Annotated in this window: 17 protein-coding genes; 5 read left to right on the top strand and 12 right to left on the bottom strand. The window is 69.6% G+C overall.

Translation table 11 applies throughout. The features are described from left to right. The first annotated feature begins 45 nt into the window (after positions 1–45). A complete protein-coding gene (locus tag ACQPYY_RS26445) occupies positions 46–1596 on the top strand; it encodes an MFS transporter (protein WP_433591406.1) in 1551 nt (516 codons plus the stop codon). 27 nt (positions 1597–1623) lie between these two features. Here the strand turns inward: ACQPYY_RS26445 and ACQPYY_RS26450 are convergent, their stop codons facing one another. The 4 genes from ACQPYY_RS26450 to ACQPYY_RS26465 form a co-directional block, all read right to left on the bottom strand. Then, the gene (locus ACQPYY_RS26450) at positions 1624–2268 is read right to left on the bottom strand and encodes a sigma-70 family RNA polymerase sigma factor (protein ID WP_433591407.1); all 645 of its coding nucleotides are present in this window, start codon (positions 2266–2268) and stop codon (positions 1624–1626) included. A gap of 218 nt (positions 2269–2486) precedes the next feature. Then, complete coding sequence (locus tag ACQPYY_RS26455) at positions 2487–3197, bottom strand: GAF and ANTAR domain-containing protein (RefSeq protein ID WP_379094548.1); 711 nt, start codon at positions 3195–3197, stop codon at positions 2487–2489. Positions 3198–3310: 113 nt separating this feature from the next. Further along, positions 3311–3997 (bottom strand): GAF and ANTAR domain-containing protein, encoded by a 687-nt coding sequence (locus ACQPYY_RS26460; protein ID WP_379094546.1) that lies wholly within the window; start codon positions 3995–3997, stop codon positions 3311–3313. 98 nt (positions 3998–4095) lie between these two features. Continuing rightward, complete coding sequence (locus tag ACQPYY_RS26465) at positions 4096–5424, bottom strand: DUF3533 domain-containing protein (RefSeq protein WP_433591408.1); 1329 nt, start codon at positions 5422–5424, stop codon at positions 4096–4098. Positions 5425–5500: 76 nt separating this feature from the next. Here ACQPYY_RS26465 and ACQPYY_RS26470 point away from each other — a divergent pair, with 76 nt between their 5' ends. The 3 genes from ACQPYY_RS26470 (at position 5501) to ACQPYY_RS26480 (ending at position 8137) form a co-directional block, all read left to right on the top strand. After that, positions 5501–6121 carry a TetR/AcrR family transcriptional regulator gene (locus ACQPYY_RS26470; RefSeq protein WP_379094543.1) on the top strand — a complete coding sequence of 207 codons (621 nt, stop codon included), beginning with the start codon at positions 5501–5503 and terminating at the stop codon, positions 6119–6121. A gap of 118 nt (positions 6122–6239) precedes the next feature. Further along, a complete protein-coding gene (locus ACQPYY_RS26475; protein ID WP_379094542.1) occupies positions 6240–6875 on the top strand; it encodes a TetR/AcrR family transcriptional regulator in 636 nt (211 codons plus the stop codon). Between the two features lie 101 nt (positions 6876–6976). Then, entirely contained in the window at positions 6977–8137 is a 1161-nt protein-coding gene (locus tag ACQPYY_RS26480; RefSeq protein ID WP_433591409.1) for a DUF4132 domain-containing protein, read from the top strand. On the opposite strand, the gene ACQPYY_RS26485 is transcribed toward ACQPYY_RS26480, so the two are convergent. The 5 genes from ACQPYY_RS26485 to ACQPYY_RS26505 form a co-directional block, all read right to left on the bottom strand. Continuing rightward, positions 8113–9570 carry an FAD-binding protein gene (locus tag ACQPYY_RS26485; protein WP_433591410.1) on the bottom strand — a complete coding sequence of 486 codons (1458 nt, stop codon included), beginning with the start codon at positions 9568–9570 and terminating at the stop codon, positions 8113–8115. The genes ACQPYY_RS26480 and ACQPYY_RS26485 overlap by 25 nt on opposite strands. Then, positions 9567–10067, bottom strand: a complete 501-nt coding sequence (locus tag ACQPYY_RS26490) for a VOC family protein (protein ID WP_433591411.1) — start codon at positions 10065–10067, stop codon at positions 9567–9569. Before ACQPYY_RS26490 ends, ACQPYY_RS26485 begins: the two co-directional genes overlap by 4 nt. A 37-nt stretch (positions 10068–10104) precedes the next feature. Then, on the bottom strand, positions 10105–10764 hold the full coding sequence (locus ACQPYY_RS26495; RefSeq protein ID WP_433591412.1) for a TMEM175 family protein: 660 nt from the start codon (positions 10762–10764) through the stop codon (positions 10105–10107). Beyond that, the gene (locus ACQPYY_RS26500; RefSeq protein WP_433591413.1) at positions 10757–11446 is read right to left on the bottom strand and encodes a VC0807 family protein; all 690 of its coding nucleotides are present in this window, start codon (positions 11444–11446) and stop codon (positions 10757–10759) included. The genes ACQPYY_RS26495 and ACQPYY_RS26500 overlap by 8 nt, the downstream gene beginning before the upstream one ends. Before the next feature lie 124 nt (positions 11447–11570). Continuing rightward, a complete protein-coding gene (locus tag ACQPYY_RS26505) occupies positions 11571–12158 on the bottom strand; it encodes an MFS transporter (protein ID WP_433591414.1) in 588 nt (195 codons plus the stop codon). Between the two features lie 474 nt (positions 12159–12632). Between ACQPYY_RS26505 and ACQPYY_RS26510 the strand changes: the two genes are divergently transcribed. After that, positions 12633–13424 carry a VOC family protein gene (locus ACQPYY_RS26510; protein WP_433591415.1) on the top strand — a complete coding sequence of 264 codons (792 nt, stop codon included), beginning with the start codon at positions 12633–12635 and terminating at the stop codon, positions 13422–13424. A 127-nt stretch (positions 13425–13551) separates the two neighbouring features. On the opposite strand, the gene ACQPYY_RS26515 is transcribed toward ACQPYY_RS26510, so the two are convergent. From ACQPYY_RS26515 to gcl, 3 genes are read right to left on the bottom strand one after another with little or no spacing between them, the layout of a single operon-like run. Further along, positions 13552–14409: a fumarylacetoacetate hydrolase family protein gene (locus tag ACQPYY_RS26515; RefSeq protein ID WP_357278937.1), complete on the bottom strand. Its 858-nt coding sequence runs from the start codon at positions 14407–14409 to the stop codon at positions 13552–13554. After that, positions 14406–15578, bottom strand: coding sequence for a glycerate kinase (locus ACQPYY_RS26520; protein ID WP_433591416.1), 1173 nt, complete (start codon positions 15576–15578; stop codon positions 14406–14408). The genes ACQPYY_RS26515 and ACQPYY_RS26520 overlap by 4 nt, the downstream gene beginning before the upstream one ends. A gap of 9 nt (positions 15579–15587) precedes the next feature. Then, positions 15588–17366, bottom strand: coding sequence for a glyoxylate carboligase (gene gcl, locus ACQPYY_RS26525; protein WP_433591417.1), 1779 nt, complete (start codon positions 17364–17366; stop codon positions 15588–15590). Positions 17367–17368 lie beyond the last annotated feature (2 nt).

Here is a 17368-nt window from a genome sequence, read left to right on the forward strand (position 1 = left end):
TGTTGCCAACAGCCGGACAGAGGTTTAGTCGAGGAGGCGGGAACCGTGGGCCGCATTCCACCCCGGGAACAGGCGAGAGATCTGGCGGACCCGGTGCGGCCCGCACCGGCGAGCCGGTGGGCCATGCTCGCCGTGCTCTGCGCGAGCCTGCTGCTGGTGGCGATGGACGCGACCATCCTCAATGTCGCACTGCCCTCGCTCATCGATCACATGGCGCCCACCCCCATGGAGCAGCTGTGGATCGTCGACCTCTACGGCCTGGTGCTGGGCGGTCTGCTGATCACCTGCGGCGCGATCGGCGACCGGTACGGCCGGAAACTGCTGTTCCTGCTCGGCTTCCTGCTCTTCGGCGTCGCCTCGGTGATCGCGGCGACCGCGCACTCCCCCGCCCAGCTCATCGCGGGCCGGGCGCTGCTCGGCGTCGGCGGAGCCATGGTGATGCCGTCCACGCTCTCGCTGATCCGCAATATCTTCACCGATGACCACGAACGCACCCTCGCCATCGGCATCTGGGCCTCGGTGGCCGGCGGTGGCGCGGCCATCGGCCCGCTGGTCGGCGGTCATCTGGTCGAGGCGTTCGGCTGGTCGGCGGCCTTCTGGCTCAATGTGCCCGTGGTGATCCTCACCGTGGCCGCGGGACTGTGGCTGCTGCCGGAGTACCGGGCCCCGCAGCAGGGCCGCTTGGACTGGGCCGGCGCGGCGCTGTCGGTGCTGGGCATCGTGGCGCTGGCGTGGGGCATCAAGCATGTGGCCAAGGGCAATCCGGCCCCGGTCGATCTGATCATCATGGTGTCGTCGGCGCTCCTGCTGGGGTTGTTCGCCTACCGGCAGTCGAAGTCGCCCGACCCGCTGCTGGATGTGCGGCTGTTCCGCAATCGCGCCTTCACCGCCGCCGCGCTCGCCACCCTGCTCGCCATGCTGGCCATCGGCGCGGCCCTGTTCCTGATCTCCTTGTGGCTGCAATACATTCACGGCTACTCGCCGTCGGAGGCCGGTATGCGCACCCTGCCCGCCGCGCTGGCCACCCTGTTCGGTTCGCTGGCCACCCCCTGGCTCATGCGGCGGGTGGGCGTGCGCGCGCTGATGGGTTTCGGATTGGGCGCGCTGGCAACGGGTTTCGCGGTGCTGGCCGCGATTCCCGACACCACCTACCCGATCGTCGCCCTGGTGCTGCTGTGCCTGGGCATCGGTGACGGCATCGCGATCACCACGGCCGCCGCAGTCCTGGTCGCCTCGGTGCCCGCCGAGCGCGCCGGGCAGGCGGGGGCGGTCGAGGAGACCAACTACGAACTGGGCATCGGTCTGGGTGTGGCGCTGCTGGGCAGCATCCACGGCCGCTTGTTCACCGGCCACATGACCGGATTGCCGCTGCACGGGGACGATCTGGCCGAGGCGCAGGGCTCGGTGGGCGGCGCGGCCCACGTCGCCGAGCGGATCGGCGGACCCGCCGGCGACGAGGTGCTGCGCATCGCCCAGCACGCCTACGACGCGGCGCTCACCACCACCTCCTGGATCTCCACGGGACTGGTGGGCGCGGTCGCGGTGCTCACCGTGATCCTGGTTCCGCGCGGCTTCAAGGCGACCGCCGCGCACTGAGACCCCCTTCCCCGGGGATGTATCCGGTTATGCCAGTGCGACTTTCAGCTGCGCCAGGCCGGAGCGGATGCGAGCCTTCACGGCGGGCAGGCCGATCCCCAGCCGGTCCGCGACCTGCGGGTAGGTGAGCCCACCGTAGAAGGCCAGCACCAGCGACTCGCGCTGATTGGGGGTGAGGGTGGACAGACCGTGGCGGATGGCGCGCTCCTCCTGGCGGCGCAGGATCTCCTCGGCCACCACATCGGTGGCGGGGCGGTAATCGCCGACGCCCCAGCGGTGTTCGTGCCCGGCCGCGCTGCACTCGCGCCGGACCCGGTCCACCGCCTGATGGTGGGCCAGGGTGGTGAGCCAGGTCAGCGCGTTGCCGCGGGCCGGGTCGAACTTCGGGGCGCTGCGCCAGACCTGGAGGTAGACCTCGTGACAGGTTTCCTCGGCATATCCGGTGTCGCACACGATGTTCAGGACGCGGGAGTAGATGAGGCCGCGGGTGCGGCGGTAGAGCTCCTCGTAGGCGGCGCGGTCCCGCTCGGCGATGCGGCGGACGAGGCTGTCGAACTCGCTGCCGCGCCGGGTGCGGCGGGCAGGGACGGTCGAGGGTCGGACGGGGTGGGCCGATTGCGGACGGACTGCCGGGTGGGCAGCGGAACGGTGTGGTGCACGTGAGGAATTCACGATTGCCCCCAGGTCGACGAAGCGAGCGGATCGACGGTGTCCGGATACGGATATGTCGAAACGAGCCGTCGAGGACTGGGACGGCCAATGCGGAAACCGGCCGGGGACAGGGGCTTTCGGTTCCGCCAAGAATCCAGGCTACGCCCCGGTTCCCGATGCCCGCACCGATCCGATTAACCGGACATCATCCCGGCAAACCCGGCCGCACCGGGCGTGGATCAGATCCGCAGCCCCAGTGCGACGATGCCGTGCGCGACCGCGTGCACCGTCACCCGGTTGCGGCGGGCGTGCGCGCGGATCAACTCGAACGCCGCGTCGGGGGTGGTGTGGTGGGCGTGGGCGAGCACGCCCTTGGCCTGTTCCACCACGATGCGGGTGGTGAGCGCGTGCTGGAGCTGTTCGGTCACCCGCTGGTGGCGGTGCACCAGATTGGCGGTGACGATGTGCCCGGCGGCCATGCCCGCCAGCAGCGTCGCCACCGACAGGTCCTGGCCGGTCCAGTGCCGGGCCTCGCGCGAATACAGGCTCAGCACACCGGCTTCGGTGGCGTCCAGGCGCATGGGGACGGCGGCGACCGAGGCGATCCGGTGCTGCCCGGCCAGGGTGGTGTACTCCGGCCACAGGTCGCCGTAGCTGCCGATGTCGGTGACGGTCACCGGCGCTCCGCAGGCGTGCGCGACCACGCCGGGTCCGCGGTCGTGGTCGCGCTGGCAGACCTCGAGATCCAGGAGGTCCTCGGGCCTACCGGTGAAGAGTTCGGACCGGTCGCCTCGTAGTTGGGCGGACAGCGCCACCGTCACCCCGCCCGGTTCCAGCACATCGATGGCGCTGCGCATCAACTCGTCCAGAATCTGGGGCAGTTCGCTCGCCGCCGGTAGCAGCCGCGCGAATCTGGCCAGCACCGTCACCAGCAACTCACTGTCGGACACCGCATTCACCCCGCATCGGCGAACGCCGGGCGCCCGCCACGAAAGTATTCCTGTGCCGCTCTTGCCGTCAGCCCATGGTATTTGCCGGGCGGGGTGTCGCGGAACAGTTGCGCTCATTCGGCCTCGATCCGGATGCTGCGCTCCACCACCCGCCGTGCCACCTCCACCAGCGAAAGTCCATGGGTGAAGGCGTATCCGCGCAGGCGGGCGTAGGCGTCGGGGATCTCGATGCCGAGGTGTGCGCTGGTCATGCCGGCCGCCTGGTGAATCCATCGGCTGGACAACGGCTGTGCCCACTGGCGGGCGTCGTCGCCGGTGGCCAGCACCAGGCTGGCGGTCACCAGATCGGCGATGTGCAGCGACGCCGACAACAGCCGCGGCCCGGGCCGCCCGACGGATTCGCGATACAGGTCCACCGCGCCGAGCCGAATCGCGCCCAGCCGCAAGGGCACCGCGAACAGCGAGCCCCATACCGGGGTACCGGAGAGGGCTTCGGCGAAGCCGGGCCAGTGCTCGCAGTCGGCGCTCAGATCGGTGACCACCACCGGCATCCCGTCGGCCACGGCGGTGACCGCGGGGCCCTCCCCCGCCGTCGCCTGCGCTCGCTCCACCTGTTCGGCGAATTCGTCACTGGCGCACCAGGGTTGCATGCCCGCGTCGCGTTCCTCGAGCACGATGGCGGCGCGGCGCACCGGTAACACCCGTACGCACGCGGTGCACACCGCGTTCAATCCGCCGCCCGCGTCGCGCACGGCGCGCAGGAACTGTCCAGTCAGCTGATCGAACTGCGACGAAGCCATCACCATCGAACCGCCCCACAATCATCGCCCGGCGATGAGTTATTCGGTGCCCGAGGCCAGTATCTCCGTCACAGCTCGACAACGAACAGGGCCGAAAGTCACTGTGGGTCAGCGCTAACGGCGACCGCGACCGGCCGGTGCGGCACGCCGAGCCGGTACAGGCCGCGCAGGTCGTACAGATGCGTGGCGACCGCGCCGAGCACCGCTCCGAAGGCCAGCCCGAACAGCGTCATCCAGATGCCCGTACCGAGTCCGGCCTCGAGGTGGCCGTCGAAGAACAGGATGGCGCGTACCGACAGATAGATCTGGTGCATCGGTTCGAAGCTCGACAGCGAGGCGATCCAGCGCGGAATCGCTTCCACCGGAATCGAGCCCGAGGACGAGGGCAGACCCAGCACCACGAACACGATCATATTGATCAGCAGGCCCGCGGTGCCGAAAGCCGCCAGCACCGACAACCCGGTGACCGACACCGCGATGATGGCCAGCGTGCCGTAGAGGAACAGCGGCAGCGGTTCGTCGATGGGCATACCGAAGATCCGCGCAATGCCCATGAACATGCCGGAGAGGAAAGGCGCGGTGATCGCGGCGATGGCCCACTTCACCAGCAGCGTGCGCCAGCGGCTGATCGACGCGGGCTCGGGGGCCCGGAACCACGGGCCGTATTCGGCCGGGACGTAACCGAGCACGTTGTCGATCATGGAGTGGATGATCATCGCGCCGCTGAAGCCCGCGAACAGCAGGACCAGGGTGTAGAAGAACGCGGACAGGCCCTGCCCGGTGCCCGCCGGGAGCGGACGGTACGGGCTGGTGACCACGTCGATGGGCTGGGCCAGCTGCAGCCGTGCCGCGCCGGACAATTCGGTGGCGGGCGCGCCCGCCTGCGGCGCGAGTTTGGCCTTCACCTGGTCGGTGAGCTGTGCGCCGACCGTCGAATTGACCTGCGCCATGGCCCGATCGGCGATGCGCTGGGTGATCGAGGAGGCGTAGGTGCCGGCGCGCGGATTGGTCTGCACGGTGATGACCGGCCGTTCCACGTCGCCGGGCACCACCGAGGCCGCGGCGAGGATCGAGAGTCGCTTGGTGAAGTCGCCGGGAATGATGATGGCGCCGTAGACCTGGCCGTCGCTCAACTGCCGGCGGGCCTCGCCGATGCCGACCACGCGCAGGTCGATCTTGTCGGCGGGGATGCGCGCGGTGAGCGCGTCGGCGATCTGGTCGCCGATATTGACGGTGCGGCCGTCCATCACGTCGCCCACGTCCTGATTGACCAGGGCGACCGGGAAGTCGTGCAGGTTCTTCTCCGGGTCGGAGGTGTAGCCGAGGTACATGGTGCCGATCAGGGCCGCGAGCAGGCCGAGCACCACCATCGGGCCGATCCAGCCGCGCAGCGGCACGGCGCGCTGGACCGGGTTCTCATTCGCCATGGGCACGAATGTAGGCAGCGACAACAAAGTAGTCAACGCCAACATCCCGGAGTGTGTCCGATATCCTGCTCTCACCATGAGCATCACCAAGCGCAAGGCCCGGGAGGTGGTCGAGCGCGCCCGTTCCTACCACCACGGGGACCTGCGCGCCGAACTCCTCCGCCGCGCCGAGGAGACCCTGCGCGGCGGCGGGATCGAACGCCTCTCGCTGCGGCAGCTGGCCCGCGACACCGGCGTCAGCCACGCCGCGCCCGCCCGGCACTTCCGCGACAAGCAGGCGCTGCTCGACGCGCTGACCGTCGCCGGATTCGACCGGCTCGGCGCGGGATTCGAGAAGGCGGCGGCCGCGGGCACCTTCCTGGAACGGCTGCGCGCCATGGCCCACACCTATCTGCGGTTCGCCATCGACAATCCGGAACTGCTGGCGCTCATGTTCGCCCGCAAGAACAGTCCCACCCCGGCCATCGAGGAGGCGGCCGCCCGCGCGTTCACCGTGCCGATCGAGATGGTCACCGACGCGCAGGCGCGCGGGGAGGTGGTGCCGGGCGAGCCGCGGCGGATCTGCCTGTCCGCGGTGGCGGCGCTGCAGGGGCTGGCCGCGATCCTCGGGTCGGGGCTGGTCGACGCCGCGGAGGCGGACGGACTGTTCGACGAGATGGTCACCCACATGCTGAACGGTTTGCGTCCTCGACGCTGAAACATTTGCGTCCTCGACGCTGACGCGCGGTTCACAAAACGCGGTACCGCGCCGCCGCCCCCGAAATCGGTGGCCTCCGCACCCGTAACCTTTCAGGCGTGACGATCGAGAAACGACAGTGACGATCGAAGGCAGGCAGTACGGCGGACGCGCCGTGACCGAACGAAAAGCCGAGCGCCGGCAGCGTTTCCTCGACGCGGCCATCCGAATCTTCGGCGAGCGCGGCTACGCCAACTGTTCGCTGGCCGATGTGTGCGCCGCGGCCGGACTGTCCAAACGCCAGTTCTACGAGGAGTTCCAGACCCGCGAGGACGTGCTGGTCGCGGCCTACGACCAGATCCAGGACCAGTCGGCCGCCGCCCTCGCCACCGCGTTGAGTTCCATGGGTCCCGACCCGGACCCGACCGAGACCGTGACCCTGGCCCTCTCGGCCTTCCTCGACTCCATCGGCGCCGACCCGTTCCGCGCCAAGGTGGCCTTCGTCGAGGTCGTCGGTGTCAGCGAACGCATGGAACAGCATCGCCGCGCCCGCCGCCACCTGTGGGGCGACACCCTGCGCCTGGCCGTGCAGCCCCTGGCCGGTGACTCCGCGTCCCTCCGTGGCGCCCCCGAACTCGCCACCAGCGCCCTCATCGGCGCGATCAACGGCCTCGCCCACGAGTGGCTGCTGTCGGACCCGCGACCGCCCGTGCGCTCCCTGGTGGAAGTCCTCGTCCCCATGACGGTCGCCCTGATCTCCCGCGACACGGACTAGCCGCCGCGCGACCCCATGGAAGGTCGCCGACGCCCGGTGGCGCGGGATCTTTCGGTGCCGGGCGCCGAGATCTGTCGGTACCGGGCGGCAAGATCGCGGGTATGACCGACGAGCAGCGGTGGGCCGATCCGCAGGCGACCGAGGCTGTGCGCAAGCTGTTGCGGCGGCATCGGGGGGCGGTGGAGACGGTGCTGACGGCCGCGCGGGTGGATGGGCTGGATCAACTCGCCGATGCCGCAGCCGGATACGTGGCGGCGCCGGAGCGGGCGGGGGCAGCGGTGGGGGCGGCGGTGGCGTTCGCCATCGCGCAGTACGCGGCGGTGGCCTATCGCACGGGGGCACGGCGGAGGCGGGAATTCATCGATCGGTTCATCGACAGCTGGATGGTCGAATTCGGGCATGCGTTCGCGAGCGAGGTCGCGGCGGCCCGAGTGGGGGTGCGGGTGGAGGAACCCGATCCGCGGGCGGGGCGAATGACGGCGTGGCTGCGGGTGATCGAGCCCGGGCAGGATGTCGAGCCCGCTGCCGAGGCGCTGCGGGTCCGGGTGCGGGAACGTCTGGGGAACACGCCCGAGGGGGCGGGACGGGTCGCGCCGGAGCCGAAGTCGGTGACGACCGATCAGATTCGGCGGCTCGAGGCGGCCATGGTGGACGGCAGGCGGTGGCGGGCCGCCGCGCATCGGCGATTGGTGCTCGAGGATCCCGCGCTCGGGCCGGCCGCACGGCTGCTGGTGTGGGCGGTCTTCGATGCCCGCGGCGCGGTGACGGGGGCGTTCCGGCTGGACGAGGAACGCGTGCTGCGCAATCTCGAGGGCGCGCCGGTCGAACTGACGGACCAAGCGTTGGTGGGCGTGGCTCACCCGATTCAGCTCGGTGAGACGCTCGCGGCTTGGCGGGACCTGTTCGACGACAATCGGTTACGACAGCCGTTCGAGCAGCTGGAACGACCGATCAACCTGCTCACGAGCGACGATGCGGAGTCGAATCGCCTGTCCCGCTTCAGCGATCAGCAGATTCGCACGGATCGGGTGTTCGGTCTGCAACAGCTGGGCTGGCAGGTGTCGCGGGAGGTCCTCACGCGCCGGTTCGGACCGGTCCGGGAGGTGGTCGTCACGCTGGATCCCGGGCTCGAAGGCGGTTTCCGCGACGAGCCCGAGCTCCAGCGGGTGCTCTCGGTGGAGCTCCGGGGCGGCACGTTCGACTCACTCGACGCCGTGTCCGCCTCGGAGCTGATCCGTCAGCTGGAGCGACTGGCGGCGTGACGTCCGGCGCGGCGGCCGAAGAACGAGCCCGCGCCGAGCTGGGTACCGCTGGAGTAGCCCTTGCCGTCCTGGGCCAGGGTGGAGGCGGTCGCGCCCGCCGCGTACAGGCCGGGGATGGGTGATCCGTTGTCCCGCAGCACCTCCGAGTCGACCGAGGTGCGCAGCCCACCGAGGGTGAAGCCGGCGTACAGCGCCTTGCCGAGGGTCAGGTCGAAGGCCGCCCACGGGCCCTGGTCCTGCGGTTGCAGCCATTCGGCGGCCTTGTGGAAGTCCGGGTCCTCACCGCGGGCCGCGTTCTCGTTGTACCGGTCGAGTGTGGATCGCAGTGTGTCGGCGGGGATTCCGAGCGCCATCGCCATCTCGTCCACGGTCTCCCAGCCGTCGATGAACGGCGCGAGCGGGAACATGGGCCGTTCCATGTGCTCGGAGTCCACGATCAGATAGGCGACCGCACCGGGCTGATCGAGCACGTACGCGGAGGTGCGCGCGTGGTAGGAGTCCTCGGCGACGAACCGTTCGCCCTTGTGGTTCACCACGATTCCGGTCAGCAGCTTCGACGGCGGATACACCGGCGCGGTGACGAACGCCTGATCCATCATGCGGGTCACGCCGCCCGCCGACACTCCGAGCCGGATGCCCAGCCCGTCGTCGAACGGCGTCCCGAGCACGAACGGCTTCTCGGTCAGCCATGGCACGTGCTCGGCCACCATATCGGTGTTCATGACGAAGCCGCCGGCGGCCAGCACCACCGACTTCGCTTTCACCGCACCGGTTTTCCCGAGGTTCTTCCACTCCACTCCGACCACCGCGCCGGCCGCGTCGGTGATCAGGTTGGTCACGCCGGTCTCGTAGCGCACCTCGACGCCGAGCGTGGCGGCCCGCTTCACCAGCAGGTCGATGATCATGGCCGCGCCCTGGGTGTCGCCGGGCACCGGAACCTTGTGCCCGCGGGGCGCGGGCACGGCCTGTTCCCGATAGGGCCACACCTTCTCGTTGCCCGTGTACATCAGCCCCTGTGTACCGGGCTGGATGACCGCCTTCTCCGGGTAGTAGCTGCGCTCGAACTCGAACCCGAGGCTCTCCAGCCAGCCGAAGTGCTCGACACTGCCCTCGCAGTAGGCGCGGATCTTCTCCGGTTCCGGATCCCGCGCCACCGACAGCAGGTACTTGTACATCTCCTCGACCGAGTCGTCGTGCCCGGTCGCCTGTTGCACGGCGGTGCCGCCGCCCAGGTAGAAGTGCCCGCCCGCCAGGGCCGTGGTCCCGCCCGCGACCCCGGCGCGTTCCAGCACCAGCACGCGGGCCCCGCGCGCGGCCGCCTCGACCGCCGCGCACCCACCCGCGATGCCGAATCCGGCGACCACCACGTCGACCTCGTCGGACCATTCGGTAACGGACTCCGCCGCAACGGTTTCCGGAATCTGCGTGCTCACTGCGCACCCTTCTTGATGTGCTCGAAGAACGCCCGCATATTCGGCCCGATCTCCGCGAGTTCGATGAACGGCACGCCCGAGTCCGCGCCGTCGAGGTAGGCGAACCGCATCTGCCCGCTCATATCGCCTTGTTGTACCACCGGGATCCCCCGGGTCTCGGCGTCTTTCAGCGCGGCGTCGAAGTCCTGGGGCTCCAGGCAGATGTGGTGCAGGCCCGATCCTCCGCGTTCGAGGAATTCGGTGTAGATGGAGCGCCCGGTCACCGGCTGGATGAGTTCGAGCTGCATGTCCCCGCTGTACCCCAGCGAGATGTGCGCGGTGAAGTCGGCGGCCTCGCCGCGATATACGCACGTCTCGGGCCCGAAGTGCACGTCGGGCATGCGCATCCAGCCCTTCACGCCCATGGTCGTCGTCAGGAACCGTTCCCCGGCCTCGATGTCCTCGACCACCCACGCGATCTGGGTGACGGGCCCATCGGCCACGCTCGTGCTGTCCATTTCGGCAGTTAATCACAATCGCTTAATTTGGCAAGGGCTACTCGTCGTCCGGATCGGCTTCCGAGGGAGCGGTCCACCCCTTGTTGCTCAGCCCGTAGAAGGTCGCCACCAGCAGATACAGCACCAGCGCCGCGATCGGCGACAGGAATCCGACCCCGATGCACGCCGCGTAGACCAGAATCCCCGGCCAGGCCCGCCAGCTCTCCCGCCGCGCGTAATCCGCCCCCAACCCGGACTTCAGCATCTCCGGCCGCTTCGCCAGCCGCCACCACATGGGAGCCCACGGCACGGTCATCAGCACCCCCACGATCCCGTACAGGGCGACCGCCACCACCGCGTCCCGATGCGTCCCGTGCACGACGTTCTCGGCCACCACCATGGTCGGGAACGGCACCAGCGAAATCCCCAGCAGCAACAGGAGATTCCACCACCGCAACACATGGTCGATCCGCCGCAACCGCCCGAAGAAGGTGTGGTGGTTCATCCACACCACCCCGATCGTCATGAACGACGCCAGATACGCCATATACGACGGCCAGATGTGCCCGAGCGCCTGCAGCAAGCGCCCGGGCTCGTGCTCGGGCACCCGGATCTCCAAAATCAACAGGGTGATGGCAATCGCCATCACCCCGTCGCTGAAAGCTTCCACGCGAGCGGTTCCCGCGAGCGTGCGTTCCGGAACCGATCCCTCACTCATGCATCGCAGCGTAACCCGGTTCGGTGATCGATTCGGATGCCTTGAGCCGCTTGATGGTTCGCACCGTGATCAGCATCAGGATCGCGGTGGTGCCGATCATGAGGGCGCTCGACAGCCAGGCCATGGTGTGGACGGGCAGCCGGTAGGCGAGCACCACGCGCAGGACGGACTCGCCGAGCAGGCCCGCGCCCCACATCACGGCGATCCGGTTGTGCAGCCGCCGCACCACCGGGTTGGTGCGGAACTTGTGCTCCATGTCGGCCAGTTTCGCCGGGGATCCCGCGAACGCCTTGCGCGCCGCGACGTAGGTCAGCGGCTTCCCCACCAAGGCGCTGATGCCGAAGGCCACGCCGATCCCCGCGGTGGTGATCGAGTCCCGCACGATGATCATCCGGGCATCCCCGCTGATCAGCGAGCTCGCGATGCCGAAGACGAACCCCGCCAGGATCAGGGCGGCCAGGGCGTCGACCCGCCGCGCCCGGATCGCCTCCACCAGGACCACCGCCCCCGAGCACAACGCCCCCGCCAGCAGGGCCACGAAATCGGAGTACCCGGCGGCGTGCAGGGCGAAGTAGACGGCCAGCGGCACCAGGATGTCGCGCATGGTCGGTGCGAGCATGCGCAGCGCATTCGGCCGTTCGTGGGCCTGCGACGCGGGCGCGGCGAGCGTGTTGTCAGCCATGATGCGAACTCCTGTAATCGGTTTCTGCGCTACAGGAATGACGCTACGGAGACCGTCGCCGCGCCGAATCTGCCAACCATCACCTCCCGGCCATGACAGTTGTCATGCCGCGACGGTGGCCGTGTCATGCCGCGACCGTGGCCGCCGATTCCAGGTTGCGCCCCTTGGTCTCGGGCGCGCCCCACAGGCAGATGAGGAAACCGATCGCGGTGACCACCGCGGCGAACAGGAACGTCGGCCCCATCCCGAGATGGTCCAGGGACCACGGCAGCAGATAGGTGCCCAGGGCCGCGCCGATCCGGCTGATGGAGGTGGCGAATCCGACGGCGGTGGCGCGAATGTGGGTGGGGAACAACTCGTTCGGATACGTCCAGTCCAGCACGTTGGGCCCGCCGCAGAAGAACGCGTAGAGCAGCAGCATGGTGAAGGCGAGCAGGGTCGGCATGGTCGGCCAGAGGCCGATGAACAGCACCGGCGGGATCATCAGCCCGAAGCACCACACGATGGTGGGCCTTCGCCCGATGGTGTCGATGAGGCGCATGGCGGGCAGGCAGCCGATCAGGAACACCAGGCTGATCAGGGCGGTGCCCAGGGTATCCATCCAGGTGCCGGCCGGTTCGCGCAGCGACCCGTGCCGCGCCGGATGCCCCTCCTCGCCCGCCTCGACCAGGGTGGCCGGATCGACCCGCACGTGCAGGTACTGCTCGATCATGGCGGCGGCCTTGTCCTGTTTGCCGTGCTGGGCCAGCCACCGTGGCGATTCGGGCGCGGTGCTCTGGCGGATGATCAGGAATTACGCGCACAGCACCGCCCCGCTGGCGAGCTGCCAGCGCCAGATGCCGTTGCCGCCGAAGGTCAGCAATGAGATAGGCGAGCACCGAGCCCAGATACCAGGCCACGATCTGGAATCCGAGCAGCGTCCCGCGCTGTTTGAGCGGCAGCCATTCCCCCAGCAACGAGGTGGCGATCGGGTAGCCGGCGGCCTTCTTCCCGGGTCGTCGACCGAAGCAAATGAGCGGCAAACACATCGAACGTACCCGCGCGCCACGACGGCCGTCCCTGCTGACACGCCGGTCCCGCCATCCCGGCCTCGTGCGGGAGCGGCGGCGATGATTTCCGGTGCCGAACGTCGTCTCCATTCGCAGCGGCCGAAATACCGAGCGAACACCGATTCGAGGAGTTGACCATGTCGTACCCCACGCAGCCCGGCGATCCGATCTGGACCGATATCTTCACCACCGACCCCGAGGGCGCGATCGCCTTCTACGGCGAATTGCTCGGCTGGAGCGCCGAGATCGCGCCGGAGCACGGCGACTACATCACCTTCCGCAAGGATGGCAAGGCCGTGGCGGGCGGGATGGGAAGTGATGGCTCGGGCGGCCCCAGCCAGTGGATGGTGTACCTGGCCAGCACCGATGCCGAGGAGACGGCCGAGAAGGTGACCGCGGCGGGCGGCATGACCGTGGTGCCGGTGATGCCGGTGTCCGAGCTCGGCAAGTTCGGGGTGTTCGGCGACAATGGCGGCGTCGGCATCGGCGTGTGGGAGCCGGGCACCATGACCGGTTTCGAGCAGCGCGGCATCGTCGGCGACGGGCACTGGGAGGGGCACGTGGGTGCGCCGTCGTGGTTCGAACTGCACACCCGCAGCTATGACGACGCGCTGAAGTTCTACCGCGAGGCGTTCGGCTGGCAGGACCCGTTCACGATCGCCGACACCCCCGAATTCCGGTACACCACCATCCATTCCGTGAGCCCGATGCTGGGTGGCGTGATGGATTCCTCGGGCTTCCTGCCGCCGAGCATGCCCGGCTATTGGGCGGTCTACTTCGGTGTCGAGGATGTGGACGCGTCGGTGCGGAAGGTGCAGGAGCTGGGCGGCAGCGTGGTGCGCCCGCCGGAGGACACCCCGTACGGCCGGCTGGCGGCGGTGGCCGATCCGGCCGGTGTGCGATTCAGCCTGGGCGGCAACAAGTCCTGACCCGGAAAGGGGACGAACGGCCCGGTCTCCACAGCGACCGGGCCGTTCGAATCATCCCGTGGCGACGTGGTCTGCGCCCCAGCAGCGCGTCCGGCGTCGTCGCGGGAAGTCTGTCACCGCATCGGGTTCAGCCGCGCACCCCGGTGGCGAGGGTCTGCTGCCTGCCCAGTCCGGCCACCTCCACGACGACGACATCGCCGTCGCGCAGATAGGGTTTCGGCTCCGGGCGGCCGACCGCGACGCCCGCGGGCGTGCCGGTGAGCACCAGATCGCCGGGTTCCAGGGTCATCAGCGTGCTCAGGTAGCGCAGCACCTCGCCGACCCCGGCCACCATGTCACCGGTCGAACCCGCCTGCCGCTGTTCCCCGTTCACCCACAGCTGCAGGCTCAGCGCCTGCGGTTCGGCGATCTCGTCGGGCGTGACCAGCCAGGGCCCGATGGGCGTGAAGGTGTCGAAGGACTTGCCCTTCACCCAGGTCGGTTCACCCGCGATGCCGGCGCGTTCGGTGACGTCGTTGGCGGTGACGTAGCCGCCCACCGCCCCCAGCGCGGTGGCGGCGTCGGGGCAGTCGCGCAGGCGGCGGCCGATCACCACGCCCAGCTCCACCTCGTGGTCGGTGGTGGCGCTGTCGCGCGGCAGTTCGATGGCGTCGTAGGGACCGCTCACCGTGGTGCCGGGCTTGAGGAAGACGACGGGCCGTTCCGGGATGGCCGCGCCGATGGCGGCGGCGTGGTCGGTGTAGTTGAGTCCGACGCCGATCACCTTGCCGGGCCGGGCGATCGGCGCCCCGATCCGGGCGGCGGGGTCCACCTCGGGTAGGGCGCCGGAAGCCAGCGCCCCGAGGATCGCGCCGAGCGCGACCGGATCGCCCAGCAGCGCCCCGTCGACGTCGGCGGTCACCGCGGACACGTCGCGCAGCACGCCGTGATCGTCGATGGCCGCGGGCCGTTCGGACCCCTTGGCCCCTACTCGCAAGAGTTTCACGCGTCGCCTCCGGACTGCTCGGATACCGTGGCGGCCACGCGGCGACCGCCCGGCAGGTACTCGTCCGCGATGCGAACGCCCAACTGCTGCAACAACATCAACCCGGCGCTCAGGCAGCGCTGCTCATCGGGCTCGATCTCGAGCAGGGAATACACCGCCGCGAAACCGGCCGCGTGAAAACGCGCCGGCGGCAGGGTGTTCCGGCCGCACACCGCGACCACGGGCACGCCCGCCGCCCGCGCGGCCGCGGCGACACCGGCGGGCGCCTTGCCGTGCAGGGTCTGCTCGTCGAGCTTGCCCTCCCCGGTGACGACCAGGTCCACCCCGGCCAGCCGTTCGTCGAAACCGACCAGTTCCAGCATCAATTCGATGCCGGGCCGCAGGGTCGCGCCGAGCACCGCGAGCGCGGCGAATCCGACGCCCCCCGCGGCGCCGGCCCCCGCCACGTCGCGCCGATCCGACCCGAGTTCGCCGGCCAGCCGCCGCGCCCACTGCCCGAGCGCGGCGTCCAACTCGGCGACCTGGGCCGGATCGGCGCCCTTCTGCGGTCCATAGACCGCGGCGGCCCCGGAGGGCCCGGTGAGCGGATTGTCGACGTCGCAGGCCACGACGACCTCGACGCCGTCCATCCGCTCGCGCAGGGCGGTCAGGTCGATGGAGTGCACCCGGGTGAGCGCCGCCCCGCCGTCGCCGATGGGTCGCCCCTCGTCGTCCAGCAGCAGGGCGCCGAGCGCCTCCAACAGTCCTGCGCCGCCATCGGTTCCGGCGCTGCCGCCGATCCCGAGCACGATGCGGCGGCAGCCGGCCGCCACCGCCGCCGCCATCACCTCGCCGGTGCCCCGGCTGGTGGCGGTCATGGGGTGCGGGCGGCCTTCGGGCAGCCGCACCAGTCCGGACACGTCGGCCATTTCCACGACGGCGAGGTCGCCGCGGCGGGCGTAGGCCGTCAGCACCGGTTCCCCGGTCGGGCCCGACGCGGTCAGCGGGACCGCGTCGAACCCGGCGGCGAGGGCGGCGGCGACGGTGCCGTCACCGCCGTCGGCGACGGGCACCACCGACACCGAGGCGTCGGGTCGCCCGCGCCGGATTCCGGCTCGCACGGCGGCCCCGACCTGCGCCGCGGTCAGCGAGCCCTTGAACTTGTCGGAGGCGATCAGCACACGAGCCATGGGAATCCTCTAGTCCAGCGGAACGGTGGCGGTCGGGGCGTCCGCGAAGGCGGAGGCCAGTTCCTCGAACTCGGTGATCGCGTCGATCCCGGCCGCGCCCATGGACACATTGGTGACCCGCTCGAGAATGCACTCGACCACGACGGGCACCTTGTACTCGGCCATCAGCGATTTGGCCTTCTCGAACGCGGGACCGATGTCCTGCGGCTCGAAGACGCGAATCGCCTTGCAGCCCAGGCCTTCCGCGACCTTGACGTGGTCCACGCCGTAGCCGTTGACCTCGGGTGAGTTGATGTTCTCGAAGTCCAGCTGGACGTAGTAGTCCATGTCGAACGCCCGCTGCGCTTGACGGATCAGGCCCAGGTACGAGTTGTTCACCAGCACATGGATGTACGGGATGTTGAACTGGGCGCCGACGGCCAATTCCTCGATCAGGAACTGGAAGTCGTAGTCACCCGAGAGCGCCACGACCGGCTCGTCCTGCACCGCGGTGGCCACACCCAGCGCGGCGGGCAGGGTCCAGCCCAGCGGCCCGGCCTGCCCGGCGTTGATCCAGTGCCGCGGCTTGTACACGTGCAGCATCTGCGACGCCTGGATCTGCGACAGACCGATCGTGGTCACGTAGCGGGTTTCCCGGCCGAACGCCTTGTTCATCTCTTCGTACACGCGCGCCGGCTTCAGCGGCACGTTCTCGAAGTGCGTCTTGCGCTGACCGGTCGCGCGCTTGGCGCGCACCTGCTCGACCCACGCGCGGTGGTCGGTCAGACCGCCCACCTTGTCGAGGGATTCGGCCACCGCGATGAACTGCTCCAGGGCGGCGCCGGCATCGGAGACGACGCCGTAGTCGGGTGCGAAGACCCGGCCGATCTGGGTCGGCTCGATGTCGACGTGCACGAAGGTGCGGTCCTTGGTGTAGACGTCGAGCGCCCCGGTGTGGCGGTTGGCCCACCGGTTGCCGATGCCCAGCACGAAATCGGCGGCCAGCAGCGACTCGTTGCCGTAGATGTGGGAGGTCTGCAGACCCACCATGCCGGCGTTCAGCTCGTGGTCGTCGGCGATGGCGCCCCAGCCCATCAGGGTCGGGACGACCGGAACACCGGTCAGCTCCGCGAACTTCACCAGCAGCTCGGAGGCGTCGGCGTTGATGATGCCGCCGCCCGCGATGATCAGCGGACGCTGCGCGGCGTTGAGCATCGCCAGCACCTTGGCGGCCTGCGCCGGGGTGGCGGCGGGCCGCACGACCGGCAGCGGCTCGTAGGTCTCGATGTCGAACTCGATCTCGGCCAGCTGCACGTCGATCGGCAGGTCCAGCAGCACCGGGCCCGGACGGCCTTCGCGCATGAGCCAGAACGCCTTCTGGAACGCACCCGGCACCTGCGCGGGCTCGAGCACCGTGTGCGCCCACTTGGCCAGCGGCTTGGCGATGGAGGCGATGTCGACGGCCTGGAAGTCCTCCTTGTGCAGCTTGGCCACGGGCGCCTGGCCCGTGATGCACAGGATCGGAATGGAATCCGCGGAGGCGGCGTACAGGCCGGTCACCATGTCGGTGCCCGCGGGCCCCGACGTGCCGATGCAGACACCGATATTGCCGGGCCGGGCCCGGGTGTAGCCCTCGGCCATGTGCGAGGCGGCCTCGACATGGCGGGCCAGCACGTGCTTGATGCCGCCGTGCGCCTTCATGGCGCTGTAGAAGGGGTTGATCGCGGCGCCGGGCAGGCCGAAAGCCTGTGTGGCCCCTTCCTTCTCCAGGATCAGGACCGCCGCGTCGACGGTGCGCATGCGCGCCATGC

This window comes from Nocardia sp. CA-145437 (assembly GCF_050956485.1).
GTDB lineage: Bacteria > Actinomycetota > Actinomycetes > Mycobacteriales > Mycobacteriaceae > Nocardia.

Bases quoted from the DNA above. Each gene is read 5' to 3' on its own strand.
- ACQPYY_RS26460 (WP_379094546.1), bottom strand. From the start codon at position 3,997: ATGGCTTCGTCGCAGTTCGATCAGCTGACTGGACAGTTCCTGCGCGCC.
- ACQPYY_RS26465 (WP_433591408.1), bottom strand. From the start codon at position 5,424: ATGGCGAATGAGAACCCGGTCCAGCGCGCCGTGCCGCTGCGCGGCTGG.
- ACQPYY_RS26470 (WP_379094543.1), top strand. From the start codon at position 5,501: ATGAGCATCACCAAGCGCAAGGCCCGGGAGGTGGTCGAGCGCGCCCGT.
- ACQPYY_RS26480 (WP_433591409.1), top strand. From the start codon at position 6,977: ATGACCGACGAGCAGCGGTGGGCCGATCCGCAGGCGACCGAGGCTGTG.
- ACQPYY_RS26490 (WP_433591411.1), bottom strand. From the start codon at position 10,067: ATGGACAGCACGAGCGTGGCCGATGGGCCCGTCACCCAGATCGCGTGG.
- ACQPYY_RS26495 (WP_433591412.1), bottom strand. From the start codon at position 10,764: ATGAGTGAGGGATCGGTTCCGGAACGCACGCTCGCGGGAACCGCTCGC.
- ACQPYY_RS26500 (WP_433591413.1), bottom strand. From the start codon at position 11,446: ATGGCTGACAACACGCTCGCCGCGCCCGCGTCGCAGGCCCACGAACGG.
- ACQPYY_RS26505 (WP_433591414.1), bottom strand. From the start codon at position 12,158: ATGATCGAGCAGTACCTGCACGTGCGGGTCGATCCGGCCACCCTGGTC.
- ACQPYY_RS26510 (WP_433591415.1), top strand. From the start codon at position 12,633: ATGTCGTACCCCACGCAGCCCGGCGATCCGATCTGGACCGATATCTTC.
- ACQPYY_RS26520 (WP_433591416.1), bottom strand. From the start codon at position 15,578: ATGGCTCGTGTGCTGATCGCCTCCGACAAGTTCAAGGGCTCGCTGACC.
- gcl (WP_433591417.1), bottom strand. From the start codon at position 17,366: ATGGCGCGCATGCGCACCGTCGACGCGGCGGTCCTGATCCTGGAGAAG.